The sequence below is a fragment of the Metabacillus rhizosphaerae genome (assembly GCF_037201795.1).
Taxonomy (GTDB): domain Bacteria; phylum Bacillota; class Bacilli; order Bacillales; family Bacillaceae; genus Metabacillus; species Metabacillus rhizosphaerae.
In genome coordinates this window covers 1,716,312-1,729,506 of sequence record NZ_CP147403.1, presented here as the reverse complement: position 1 = coordinate 1,729,506, position 13,195 = coordinate 1,716,312, and the positions used below count along the sequence as shown (strand labels likewise).

General features: G+C 35.1%; 13 protein-coding genes. 4 read left to right on the top strand and 9 right to left on the bottom strand.

The annotated features are described in order from the left end of the window. Positions 1 to 56: 56 nt before the first annotated feature. From WCV66_RS08320 to WCV66_RS08300, 5 genes are all read right to left on the bottom strand, one after another. Positions 57 to 1,463 (bottom strand): sensor histidine kinase, encoded by a 1,407-nt coding sequence (locus tag WCV66_RS08320; RefSeq protein WP_066330278.1) that lies wholly within the window; start codon positions 1,461 to 1,463, stop codon positions 57 to 59. Next, positions 1,453 to 2,163: a response regulator transcription factor gene (locus tag WCV66_RS08315; protein WP_338788604.1), complete on the bottom strand. Its 711-nt coding sequence runs from the start codon at positions 2,161 to 2,163 to the stop codon at positions 1,453 to 1,455. Before WCV66_RS08315 ends, WCV66_RS08320 begins: the two co-directional genes overlap by 11 nt. Before the next feature lie 233 nt (positions 2,164 to 2,396). Then, positions 2,397 to 2,594 (bottom strand): cold-shock protein, encoded by a 198-nt coding sequence (locus tag WCV66_RS08310; protein ID WP_066330280.1) that lies wholly within the window; start codon positions 2,592 to 2,594, stop codon positions 2,397 to 2,399. A 291-nt stretch (positions 2,595 to 2,885) separates the two neighbouring features. Then, complete coding sequence (locus WCV66_RS08305) at positions 2,886 to 6,011, bottom strand: MMPL family transporter (protein ID WP_338788602.1); 3,126 nt, start codon at positions 6,009 to 6,011, stop codon at positions 2,886 to 2,888. A gap of 3 nt (positions 6,012 to 6,014) precedes the next feature. Next, positions 6,015 to 6,476 (bottom strand): MarR family winged helix-turn-helix transcriptional regulator, encoded by a 462-nt coding sequence (locus tag WCV66_RS08300; protein WP_066330282.1) that lies wholly within the window; start codon positions 6,474 to 6,476, stop codon positions 6,015 to 6,017. Between the two features lie 205 nt (positions 6,477 to 6,681). Between WCV66_RS08300 and WCV66_RS08295 the strand changes: the two genes are divergently transcribed. Further along, the gene (locus WCV66_RS08295) at positions 6,682 to 7,479 is read left to right on the top strand and encodes an MBL fold metallo-hydrolase (RefSeq protein WP_185654038.1); all 798 of its coding nucleotides are present in this window, start codon (positions 6,682 to 6,684) and stop codon (positions 7,477 to 7,479) included. A 208-nt stretch (positions 7,480 to 7,687) separates the two neighbouring features. Next, positions 7,688 to 8,449 carry a protein-glutamine gamma-glutamyltransferase gene (locus tag WCV66_RS08290; RefSeq protein ID WP_066330283.1) on the top strand — a complete coding sequence of 254 codons (762 nt, stop codon included), beginning with the start codon at positions 7,688 to 7,690 and terminating at the stop codon, positions 8,447 to 8,449. Between the two features lie 194 nt (positions 8,450 to 8,643). Here the strand turns inward: WCV66_RS08290 and WCV66_RS08285 are convergent, their stop codons facing one another. Beyond that, positions 8,644 to 8,883 carry a DUF2651 family protein gene (locus tag WCV66_RS08285; protein WP_185653726.1) on the bottom strand — a complete coding sequence of 80 codons (240 nt, stop codon included), beginning with the start codon at positions 8,881 to 8,883 and terminating at the stop codon, positions 8,644 to 8,646. 206 nt (positions 8,884 to 9,089) lie between these two features. Further along, complete coding sequence (locus WCV66_RS08280) at positions 9,090 to 9,485, bottom strand: secondary thiamine-phosphate synthase enzyme YjbQ (RefSeq protein ID WP_338788601.1); 396 nt, start codon at positions 9,483 to 9,485, stop codon at positions 9,090 to 9,092. Positions 9,486 to 9,927: 442 nt separating this feature from the next. On the opposite strand from WCV66_RS08280, the gene WCV66_RS08275 reads away from it, so the two are divergent. Both WCV66_RS08275 and WCV66_RS08270 read left to right on the top strand, forming a co-directional pair. Continuing rightward, positions 9,928 to 10,173 carry a hypothetical protein gene (locus tag WCV66_RS08275; RefSeq protein WP_066330286.1) on the top strand — a complete coding sequence of 82 codons (246 nt, stop codon included), beginning with the start codon at positions 9,928 to 9,930 and terminating at the stop codon, positions 10,171 to 10,173. A 6-nt stretch (positions 10,174 to 10,179) separates the two neighbouring features. After that, positions 10,180 to 11,175, top strand: coding sequence for a potassium channel protein (locus tag WCV66_RS08270; protein WP_338788600.1), 996 nt, complete (start codon positions 10,180 to 10,182; stop codon positions 11,173 to 11,175). Here the strand turns inward: WCV66_RS08270 and WCV66_RS08265 are convergent. Together WCV66_RS08265 and WCV66_RS08260 are read right to left on the bottom strand one after the other, a co-directional pair. Beyond that, positions 11,165 to 11,572: a YugN-like family protein gene (locus WCV66_RS08265; protein WP_338788599.1), complete on the bottom strand. Its 408-nt coding sequence runs from the start codon at positions 11,570 to 11,572 to the stop codon at positions 11,165 to 11,167. The two genes, WCV66_RS08270 and WCV66_RS08265, sit on opposite strands and share 11 nt — an antisense overlap. Positions 11,573 to 11,790: 218 nt before the next feature. Then, positions 11,791 to 13,143 (bottom strand): glucose-6-phosphate isomerase, encoded by a 1,353-nt coding sequence (locus WCV66_RS08260; protein WP_338788598.1) that lies wholly within the window; start codon positions 13,141 to 13,143, stop codon positions 11,791 to 11,793. Positions 13,144 to 13,195 lie beyond the last annotated feature (52 nt).

The following is a 13,195-nucleotide window of genomic DNA, read 5'->3' as shown; positions in this document are numbered from 1 at the left end:
ATCTTAACGAATAAATATGAATAAACTATGAACAAAGCATTAAAAATTAGAAAAGTTTAATCATTCTTAATCGGAATCGTAATCGTAAACTTTGTTCCTTGATTTCGCTCACTAGTGAGTTCAATTTTTCCTTCATGCAGCTCTACTAAACGCTTAACAATTGAAAGACCTAAACCAAATTCACCAAATTGATTACTTGTTCTCGATAGATCTGCCTTATAAAATCTCCGCCAAATTGATTCCACCTCTAATTTGTCCATACCTATTCCAGTATCCTCAATTTCAATGATCGTCTCTTCATTAGTTTGGTAACCACGCAACCAAACTGAACCTTGATTTGTAAATTGAATACTATTTTTTGTGATATTTATTAAGATTTGGATAAGTCGATCATAGTCAGCGAAAACCATACTTTGTTCATCTGCTTGAATAATTAAGTTAATATTTTTTTCTTCTGCTTGAAAAAGTAAGTGATCCTTTATCACTTCTAATACTTCTTTAAGCTGAATTCTTTCTTTAATAAGCTTAACTTGATTCGATCGAATTCGTTCATAATCTAGATTCTCGTTAACAAGTCGAATTAATCTTTTAGTTTCATGACTAACTAACTGAATCCCTTTTTCTTTTTCATCCTCTTCAATCATATTATTTTTGAGTCCTTCAATCACACCGCTTATTGTTGTTAGTGGTGTCCGAAGCTCGTGTGAAACATCGGCTATAAATTGTCTTCGCCGTTTTTCGAGACTATCAATTTCTTCGTTTGATGATTTTAATTGATCAATCATTTCGTTAAAATCATTTGCCATTTCAGCGATCTCATCAAAGTTAGATGCAGGAATATAGGCATCATAATCACCTTGTGCAATTTTCGAAGTAGCTTTTCTTATTTTTTGAATACGATTCACATGTATCTTTGAGAGAATCCAGCTAAGCAAAAATGACACCGATAACGCGATGATTACAGTGTAGAGCAAATATTGATTCATTTCACTGATCATTTCCCGCGAACCACTAATAGGAGAAATGAGTAAAATCCCTCCAATTAGACCTCCTCTACCAATATAGGGTAATGCAACTAGTGAAACTTCCTGGTCAGCCCATTTGATGTTGTGCTTTGTAACCACTTTCTCCCCATTGGTAAGCTTGTTCCAATCTTCTTCCGTTATTCTTGTTCTGGGTGAGGTCGTTGAAATCGGGTAAACAATTCGGCCTTGTTGATCAAAGATACTAAAAAATATATTTTGCGAGCTCAATACCTGGTTGTATTGTGCCAAAACGAACTCTTGTCCTGTCTGTTCAAATTCAGTTAAAATATTCTCACCATACACGGTTAATTCATTTACTTTGTTCTCGTACACCAAATTTTCGACATAGTGGGCGAACAAGAGGCTTAAAATAATAAACGCGATGATAAGAATACTAATATGACTAATAAATAGCTGATAAATGTATTTAATTCTCATTTACTTCAACTGCTTCATCAAATTTATAACCTACGCCCCAAACTGTATGAAAAAATGGGTGTGTCGGTGTTTCGATTTTTTTTCTTAATCGTTTAATATGAACATCTACTGTACGTTCATCACCATAAAATTGATAGCCCCAAACTCGTTCTAACAGCTGTTCTCGCGTAAACACTTGACGAGGATTTTTTACAAAGTAATAAAGGAGATCAAACTCTTTTGGTGTAAGGTTTGTTATCTTTCTATCTTGTAAATATACCTCTCTAGTTGATTTACTAATTTTAAAATTGTCAGTTTGCAATAGATCAGAAATATTTGACTGTTGATCAATTTCTGCTATCTGATAGCGACGAGTCACTGCTTTAATCCTTGCCATTAAGGCTAATGGACTAAATGGCTTTGTTACATAATCATCTGCTCCCATTTCTAGACCTAATACTTGATCAGACTCACTATCCTTTGCTGTCAGCATAATAATTGGAATTGAGCTTTTTTCTTCTCTAATCTTTCGACAAAGTGACACACCATCCATCCCAGGAAGCATCCAGTCGAGGATCATTAAATCCCACTCATCCCCTTTAAAACGCTCATACCCTTCCAAACCATTATGTACAAATTCACCCGTAATTCCTTCCTTCGAAAAAAACATCTCGAGCATAGAGCAAACACTTGGATTATCTTCAATAACAAGAACTTTCATTTTCCACCCACCAGTTGTGTAAAAGCTTTTTCTTTTTATCAATTTTAACGTTTTCTTATACAACACACAAATTAAACTGATCTAATCAACTGTTTGGTCTAGAAATAACTTTCTTTCCAAATACTCCATTCAATTTGTAAACTATTTAAATACTAATTAACAAATAAAGAATAACATAAAAAAAGACCCCCAAAAGGGAGTCTTTTATAAGAGCTGCTTATGCAGCGTTATACTTATTTTTGTACGTTAGCAGCTTGTGGTCCACGAGCTCCTTGCTCAACTTCAAAAGTAACTGTTTGGCCTTCTTCTAAAGTTTTGAAACCTTCACCTTGGATTGCAGAGAAGTGTACGAATACATCGTCTTGTCCTTCTACTTCAATAAATCCGAAACCTTTTTCTGAATTAAACCATTTAACTTTACCTTCTAACATTGTTTTTCCTCCTGTGTGGAAAATCTAGTCCACTTTGTATTACTATTCTTGCTAGACAACGACCTTTCAAGAGGAATCTTTTAAAGCAATTTCCATCTTTCATCCTTATCCGAACAAAAATAATTAAAACCATTTTAGCACCTTTTTTCTTTAAAATCAAGTTAATTCTATTTTCTGACAATAATAGATTAATAGAATCATACCTATTTTATTGCTTTGTGTATATGAACAAAAGCTCAAAAAAAAGCAGCCAATTTCAACTAGAAATCAACTGCTTTGTTCATTATCAGTTTATACTCGCTTAAACGGCCACCAGTTTGCAGCACCAAAATTTTTCACCATGACTGGGACAAATAGTGGTAATACAATAAATGCGTATAACAACAATCCAGTCAGGATAATCGATGCTATTTGAATAAGTGATAGCATGCCTGAAGGAATCATTGCAGCAAATGTACCACCTAGTATAACAACCGCTGAAATAATGACTGTTCCCATTTTTTTCATTGCTAAAAGCATCGCTTCTTCTACTGATATGTCTTTATATTCATTAAAACGGTCCATTAAGAAAATACTATAATCTACACCTAGAGCAACAAGAATAACAAAACCAAAGAATGGAACTGCCCAGCTAATCCCGGTATACCCTAAAATATTCACAAATATGACTTCATTGATTCCAAGTGCTGTATAATACGTTAAAATCAATGATCCTATCAAATAAAGCGGCATAATAATTGATCTAAACAAAAATACAAGAATAATAGAAATACCGACAAGCATTAAAATAACTGTACGTGTATAGTCATTATTAGACATTGTATTTAAGTCAGCATTAATACTAGTAATTCCTCCAATGGCAACTTTGGCATTTTCAAGCTTTGTATCCTTTGTTGCACGTTCAATTGCAGCATTAATTTCATCAATTTGGTTAATTGCTTCGTTGGAATAAGGGTTAGCTCCAAAGATAACATCTAACGTCATTACTTTTCGGTCATTTGATAAATATGTGTCAAGTGCTTGCTCGAAGTCTTCACTTTCTAATACATCTTCTGGTAAGTAAAAACCTGATGACTCTGACGTTTTTGATAAATCAGCTAAGTAGTCTTGAGCAGAACCGAGTCCGTCTGATACTTGGTTTAACCCATCAACACTTTGACCTAAGCCATCTGTTAATTGATTCATTTGACCATCAAGGTCACCAAAACCATCTAATAGCTGTTTTTGACCATTGGTTACACCTGACAGACCATCAGATATTTTTGGTATATTACTTACAATTTGACCTTGACCGTTTGCTAATTGATCTAAGCCTGCTTGTTGTTGCTCAATTCCCTCTATAAGTAATGATAATCCTTCAGAGAACTGTCTTTGACCTTCAACAAGTTCAGTAAAATTACTATTCGCCAGGTTTACACCTTCGCTAACCTTGTTTAATTCAGTATTTAATCTGCTAATCCCGTTTGCTAATGTAGGTAACTGAGTTTTAGCTACTTCCTGTACAGTTCCTTTAATTTTCCCATAATTAGGATCTGCCTCAAGACCTGGATATGCGTTATTATTTTCAAGAGCTGTAAAGTCAGAGTCTAATTGAGTAAGAGCTCCTGAAAGTCCTATAATGCCTTGACTTACCTCCTGGTATTTATCATGCAGAGTCCCGATTCCACCCTCTGCTTCTTGATATCCAGCAAGCAATTGACTGCTACCGGCTTGAAGTTCTTCAGCTCCTGCCTTCGCTTCAGCTAAGCCCTTTTTAATTTCATCTGAACCTTGAGATCCTTGACGAATTCCATCCTCAATTTTTGCTAGATTTTCCTGAATTTCAGATATCCCTGAATGTAATTCAGTTGTTCCAGAAATCAAATCATTAATACCGTCTGTCGCATCTTTAAGCTGTGGGGAGGATTTAGAAAGCTCACTTTCTGCTTCTGCTAACCCTTCACTAATTTGAGAGATCCCATCATTTCCTTCTCCAAGTCCCTCTTCAAGAGTTTTTGCTTGCTTTGCTACATAAAAGTCTTCGATCATTTCTCCTGTTGGTCGTGTGACAGAGCGAACTGAGTCTACCAACTCTACTGTTTCAAGCTCTTTACTAATTTTTTCAGCAAGACCGATATATTCTGTTGAATCCATTTTTTCATCATTTTTCAAGACAATTTGCGTGGACATCGATTCCCCTGGACCAAAGCTATCTGCAATGGCATTGAAAGCTTTAATTGAGTTTACATCATCGCTAATTTCCTCTAATGAATTATAGGATAATTCACCATCATAAAGTAACAAAAACGGGACAGATACCACTGCAACGATAACTAGTGCAATAAGTGGTCGTGCTAATGAAAAGCGACCAACTACACCCCATAGTTTACTATCCTTATGTTCAAGTGTCCCTTTTGAAGGCCAGAAAATTTTATTACCTAGTATTGCCATAAAAAATGGTACAACCGTAAATAATGCGATAAGTAATACAGCAACACCTACTGCTACTGCAGATGCAGATTGATAGAGCTTAAATTGGGAAAATCCGATTGCAGCAAAGCCGATCATGACAGCTAATCCACTAAAGAAAACCGTACGCCCTGCATTGCGATATGTTTCAACAATCGCATCTGTCACACTTTCACGATGTGCCAATTCCTCTTTAAACCGACTTAAAAGCAGGATACAGTAGTCTGTTCCTATTCCAAATAAAACAGCGACTAAGAAAATTTGTGTGAAATTTGAGATTGGAAAGTTCACTTTATCAACTAATATCGCAACAATTGATTGTGATGCTAAATAAGTAATTCCAACAGTAATGAGCGGAATAAGTGGAGCAATCGCTGATCTAAACACGAGTAAAAGAACAGCCAAAATGAAAACAACTGTAATTCCTTCTGTTTTCTTTAAGCCTTCCTCAGAGCTTGCCATGACATCTTCATCAATCATCCATCCACTTGTATAATAATGATCAACTTTTACATCTTTAATTTTTTCGTAAAGCAAGTCAGATACTTCCTTCGCTTCACGATCATTCCAGCTTACCGAAACAGACGCCAAAATTGTCTTACCATCCTCTGAAACCAATTGTTCCTTTAAGCTTTCCTCATTAAAATGAGTTAATATATCTGTAACACCAAGCTCTTTGCTGTCTTCGAGTAAGCGAATCGCTTTTTCAGCCTCTTTCACCTCTTCGTCTGTTAGCTTATTTTCATTATGAAAAACAAGAGCAACCTGTGTTTCATCTTCAACATTTTCTTGTTTTTGGACATCATCAAGAATTTCACTAGCTAAAGATGAAGAATATCCGTCTGGTACACTGACCTGTCCTTTATCTCGTACAAGTTCTGCCATATTAGGTGCAGCTAAAAATAACCCTATGACTACAGCAACCCATGCAAGAATAACAAACCACTTTCCATTAATGATTTTGTTCACAACTTATTCCTCCATTTTACAATCTTTACGTTGATCTAATAAGGTATTTAGCTTTTCATATGTCTCAATAAATGACACAATTTCACTTTCTTCAAAGCTAGTAATGATCGATTCTACTAATTTTTTAATTTTATCTTCTGTTTTTAAGTATAAATCATTTCCTTTTTCAGTTAACGTTAAGTAAATGACACGGCGATCATTTTCATCACGAGTTCGTTTGATTAACTCCTTTTCAGTTAATCGATTTATGATCGCAGTAATCGCACTTTTCTTCACCTCAAAGGCTTCTGAAAGCTCAGTAGAAGTGCATGTACCTACAAGATGAATATATCGTAATGTATAATGCTGATCATTTGTAATATAGTCACCAATACTGTCTTTTATCATATTTTCACCTTTTTTTGTAACAGAAAAGGAAACTGAAATGTAACGATTAATCAATTCTTCTATTTGTTTTTCCTCCATGAAAGGAGCCACCTCTCTATTAGTTAAATGATTTAACTATTCACGTGTTTAACTATAAAACGATCATCTTTTCCTGTCAAGAAGTAAAGTTCAGTGTGACCGTTTAGTGACGTAGAAAAAAGAGCACACCGTAAAGATTACTTTTGCCTACTTTAAGAAATACTATCAGGGAATAAATTTACTTGGAGGTATATACGTGGAAAAAATGCCATTGACCTCAGTTACGAGCGGGATGGGAATTGAGCTTCTACCAGATCTCTTTTGTTTGTCTGTTCAAATTGTAAATGTTTGCTTTATTGGAAATCCACGAGAAACGAATGAATTTATTTTAATAGATGCTGGAATGCCAGGGTCATATGAGTTCATTATGGAGGAAGCTGAAAAAAGATTTGGCGCAGATTGCAAGTTAAATAGCATTATCCTAACTCACGGTCACTTTGATCATGTGGGTGCTTTACATGAATTGATCAGTAAATGGGATGTACCTGTTTATGCCCATCCTTTAGAAGAACCCTATTTAACAGGAAAAAGTGATTATCCACCACCAAACCCTAAAGTTGATGGACTTGTTGCTAAAATGTCACCGATGTTCCCTAGGCACAGCATCGATATTAAACCTAACCTTAAACTATTAAGTGACGATGGATTAATTCCAAATTTACCCGAATGGCACTATATCCATACGCCCGGACATACACCTGGACATATTTCACTTTTTAGAGACCGAGACAGTGCTTTAATTGTTGGAGATGCTTTTACAACTGTTGAACAGGAATCTTTGTATGATGTGATCACACAGAAACAAGAGATGCATGGTCCACCAGCATACTTTACAACAGATTGGCAGGCTGCCAAGGATTCCGTCAAAAAACTAGATGCCTTAAAGCCCACGATAGCTATATCGGGTCACGGACTCCCGATGACTGATGATGAGTTAAGAATAGAACTTGAAAGACTTTCAGCTAATTTTGAAAATGAAATACCTGAAAATAGAAAAAAATGAGGAACAATAGCGCAAGCGCACGTTTAGCGACGTGTAGCTGGATGTGATGTGGTATTCAAGAGGATAAGAGTTTTTCAAATCGCATCTAAGATACCTTCAAATGTTTATTGATCTTTAGAATTTTCCTTAATGAAACTTTCATAAATATCTCTATCCTCCACCAAATGGCCATACACTTTATTATGACTAACACCAAAGGTGGGGGAATATGATCTTTATCGGTAACAACTTGGCTAGTGGCAATCAATTGAAATCAACCACATTAACTGCTGAGGAAAATGAAATCATTGATCGTATGAATCAATATCAGGAAAAATATTTTTTCTTAAATGAAGATCACTTTCAGTTTGTTCTTCATCTTCGTTCAGCCATTATTCATGCATCAAGAAGTTTATTTAACAGCAAGGCAAAATTTACTACCTTTGAAACTTCACATTGTAATGAGCGATATTGGCGATTAACAAATCAAGGTGGTTTTAAACTTAGAGAAGGCATTCGTCCGTCTGATGCCATAAATGATATATTTCAAAATGGGGTTTTGTATGGGTTTGAATGCGCGACAGCAATGGTAATTATTTATTATAAAGCTGTATTAGACTCAATCAATTTTGAGCAATTCAATCGTATTTATCTAGGCATGTATTTACGTGATTGGCAATCAGATGACGATCTTCCAATCTACACGAGAAGAGGAAATGATTATTTACCTGGTGATTGTCTGTATTTTAATAATCCACAGTTCAATCCCAAAACTCCTCAATGGCGGGGAGAAAATGCAATTGATTTAGGGAATAAGCTTTTCTTCGCACATGGAATAGGCATTAAACCAGCGGAAGGCATCCTTGAGGCTTTGAATAAGCGAAGAAATCCACACGCGACAGAGTCTGCCTATCTCTTATCACAAGTCACTCGATTAGATGACTACTATCTGTATCAGTTCGCTAGTGGAGCTCATAAACGGTACAAATGAGTTTTGTTTCGAAGTATATAATATTTTACAGCACAATAGAATTATCACCCCGATTAACCCAAGTATTCCAAACTATCCCAACCTTTACTTGAAGAAAGTCCAATTCGTATGAGAATTGGACTCCTAATTAAGTGTGTTACTTAATGTTTAGTACTCGAAGACAGAACCCGTTATTTTTCAACTACGACTGTGTTTTATTTTCCTTCTTTTCTATTTGTAAAAAAGGCCATCATTAGAGTCAAAATTCCCGATAATAATGTATATACAATTACCCAAATAAAAAATGATTCATTAAAAAACAGAAGCATTAAGAATGAGGATAAAACAAAAATTAAAGCCGGCGTAACATAGCTTTTTTTAGTTAATACGTAACCAACCACTGACATTATTAACACAATTGCTGGAAAGATGAAAAGAATAAGCATAAATTCCATATGTCACCTCATACTACACTTCTAATTTACCTTATTTTACCACAAAAGTGACTTATCACGCTTAAATCGCCATATACAGTGGCTTCGCCAGACCCAAACATGTCCTTTGTCGGATCGATTCGGGTAGTTATCCTTCACTTATTCTCAAGACCTCATCCGAATCCTGAGATTAGGAGTTTCATGGATCGTTCTGAATGGGTTAAGGTCTAAGAATATTTCATGTAAAAGGTTCTTTGTCGTGGACCATCAAATTCACAAAAGTAAATACCTTGCCAAGTTCCTAAAAGCAATCGTCCGTTTGAAATGATAACTGTTTGTGATGCACCGACCGTGCTCGCTTTCATATGTGCTGCCGTGTTTCCTTCAGCATGCATGTCCTTTACTACATACCATGGATAAATTTCATCAAAACGTCTCATCATATCACTTTTTACATCAGGATCAGCATTTTCATTGATTGTGATACCAGCTGTTGTGTGGGGACAATAAATTAATACTGTTCCTTCTTGTATTCTGCTCTCATTTACAAATGCTTGGACAATCTTTGTTACATCAATCATTTCGTCACGCATACTAGTTTGGATTGTTTGTTGTTTAAGCATTTCTAGCAACACCCTTCTTTAAGAACATAATTATATTAAGTATATATTGATGGATGTTAGATGTTAAATGAAATTCGACCAGTAGGCTGTCCGTTGGACCTGACTTTTAACCACACTTCAAGCTGCACCATTACATTTTTAACTAATTATAGTAAATATTTTTTATGAATATCTCCTAGTATTTGCTGATTTTATCTATATATTACTACTTTGTTTTCTTTGTGTAGTGATACTGAAGCACTAAAAATTGTCCTCTTTGGACTTCCTTTATAATAGTTTGATCGATTTCATTAATTCTTACATCGTATTATTTCCCATTAAGTTTAGAGTTTTTTCGCAAGGTATTAAAGGAAGTGTACATACTAAATAGTGTATATTTCTTTCATATAAAATTATATTTTATAGATCCAAGATGATCGTGTTAGTAGAAAGTGGTGATCAATTGAAGGTAAATGAAGAAGAAAAGAAGCTGCTTAGTGAAGCAATTGATAAAATGAATGAGGGGTTAGATGCTTTTATAGGATTTTACAATGATTCTGAAGAGGATAAGGCCTTAATTGAGTTCTCTGAAGAAACAATTGAAATAATTGAACATGCAATTGATACTTATGGAAAAGAAGAGGTCACAACGAAAATAAACACGATTATTAGAGAAGTTTTATCATTTCTACCTAATAAGAAGGGGTGATTGTGTATGGCTAAGTCAAATAAATCGATGATCCATTGGTTAAGATGGCCGATTCATTATCGAATTACAATATTCGTTCTTCTTATTATTCTTGTTTTTGGTGAACTAATTTCCTTAGTTGAGCCAAAGGAATTCCCGACAATCTTTGACGGGATATGGTGGGCTGTTGTTACAGTTTCAACTGTTGGATTTGGCGATTATGTTCCCAAAACCTATCTAGGTAAAGGAATTGCTATGATAATGATACTAGCAGGTGCGAGCTTTGTTACAGCTTATTTTGCTACTATTTCTGCTGCAGCGATTAAAAGTCAAAATTCATATGCAGAAGGAGCTGTGCCGTTTAAAGGCAATAATCATGTTGTCTTAATTGGATGGAATGAAAAAGCCAATGAAATGATTGAATCCCTCCATTCGGTTAAGCCATATAAACAAATAGTCTTAATTGATGAAACTTTAAAGGAATCCCCTCTAATTGAAAATGTTCACTTTATAAAAGGTAATCCGTCTAATGATCAAACATTACTGAAGGCAAATATTTTAGAAGCTGATGCTGCGATCATAACAGCAGATCAACACAAAAATGAGCAGGAAGCTGACATGAATTCCATCATTGTTTTATTAACTTTAAAAGGAATGAATCCTAATCTATATTGTGTCATAGAGATTTTAACTGAGCTACAAACAAAAAATGCAGATAGAGCTGGAGCAGATGAAATTATTAAATCTTATAAGCTCACAAGTCATTTTATTATGAGCAGTTACTTAGCTAAAAATGGACTGTCAAAATTTTACTCAGAGCTTAATCCTGCTAGCGGAAATCTTTTTAAAGTTCTGCCTGTAACCGAAAACCTTATTGGAAAAACGTTCAAAGAAGCTAGTCATGAGCTCCTAGAAAAGGAATCAATATTAATTGGAATTAAAAGAGGAGAGGAAACGAAAGTGAATCCGCCCCTCTCCTATGAAATACGTCCGTTAGATACATTAATTATTTTTACTCACTAAGCAGGCTACCTTCTAATTCTTGTACAAGCTCCTTCCCGATCTCAATATATTTTTCTGGGAAGGTAGCATCCTTATCTTGTGGCTCCTGAAACTGATTAATTGAGGCACTAAAATTTCCAATCGTAGCATGATCATCTAATCCAATTTGATATTTATGAGATAAAAGAAACGGTGTACCAATTTGAACCATCGTATTCGGTGAATCAAGCTGCCCATCTGTTGCTTCAAAGGGAACTCTTAAATATTGATAGCCTACTTCTGAAGCAATTTTATAATCAAAATACCCATGGTCATACTCCCAATTTCCACCTATCGAGTATCCTAACGGTTTCAACTTTTGCTCAAGATCATATAATTCAACTGTTTGACCATCGATCTTTGACGGAATTTCAATCACTTGGAAAACCCCCTTTTTCTATAGATTTTCCTAATGAAGAAAAAACATTCTTACTATGTACTTGGTTAAATTAAGTCCGATTTAAGAAATAATCAACTGAAAACACAAATATATCCACATTCGGCTCACTTCATCTCTTATTTTCACTCTTACTACTAAGTCAATTTCCCATCAAAAAAGGACTGGCAAAATGCCAGTCCTTCTTTATAGTACGTCTTTTATTTATCTAATCGCTTTTCAAGCTCTGCTTTTTTCTCTTCAAATCCTGGTTTACCAAGTAAAGCAAACATGTTTACTTTGTAAGCTTCAACACCTGGTTGGTCAAATGGGTTCACACCAAGTAAATAGCCACTCATTGCACATGCTTTTTCGAAGAAATACACTAAGTATCCGAACGTATACTCGTCCATTTCTGGAATTGTCACAACTAAGTTTGGAACTCCGCCATCTGTGTGAGCTAGCATTGTACCTTGAAATGCCTTTTTATTGACAAAATCAACTGATTTACCTGCTAAGTAATTTAATCCATCTAAATCACTTTCTTCTTCCTCAACAAGTAATTCATGACGTGAATTTTCTACGTTAATGACTGTTTCGAAAATGTCACGACGTCCTTCTTGAACATATTGTCCTAATGAATGCAAGTCAGTTGAGAAGTTTGCAGATGAAGGATAGATTCCTTTTTGATCTTTCCCTTCACTTTCGCCAAACAATTGCTTCCACCATTCAGAGAAGTATTGAAGGCCTGGCTCATAGTTAATAAGCATTTCAATTGTTTTCCCTTTGTTGTAAAGAACATTACGTACAACTGCATATTGGTAAGCTGCGTTTTCTTCTAACTCAGACTTGCTGAAGTCTTCACTTGCAGATTGAGCACCCTTCATCATTGCCTCAATATCTACACCTGTTACCGCGATTGGCAATAAACCTACAGCAGTTAGAACAGAGAAACGACCTCCAACATCATCAGGAATAACAAAGGATTCATAACCTTCTTCTGTAGCTAGAGTTTTCAGAGCACCACGAGCTTTATCAGTTGTCGCATAAATACGTTGTTTCGCTTCAGCTTTGCCATATTTTTCTTCAAGAATTTTTCTGAAGATACGGAATGCTAAAGCAGGCTCAGTTGTCGTACCTGATTTAGAAATCACATTAATTGAGAAATCTTTTCCTTCAAGTAAATCTTGTAAATCTTTCATATATGTAGAGCTAATATTGTTTCCTACAAAAATCACTTGTGGAGTTTTTCTTTGTTCTTTTGAAAGAGCATTGTAGAAAGAGTGATTAAGCATTTCAATTGCTGCACGAGCTCCTAAGTATGAACCACCGATTCCAATAACAAGAAGGACTTCAGAATCAGATTTAATCTTTTCAGCACTTTTTTGAATACGAGAGAACTCTTCTTTATCATAGTTTGTTGGAAGATCGACCCAACCTAAAAAGTCACTTCCAGCCCCTGTTTGCTCATGAATAGAATGATGTGCAACTTTCACAAAGTCACGTAAGTATGTAATTTCATGTTCGTTAAAAAAAGTGAGTGCATTTGAATAATCAAAACGTACATGTGTCATAACATTTTCCTCCATTAATTCATCATTATTATTATAGCTACTATCACTTTAT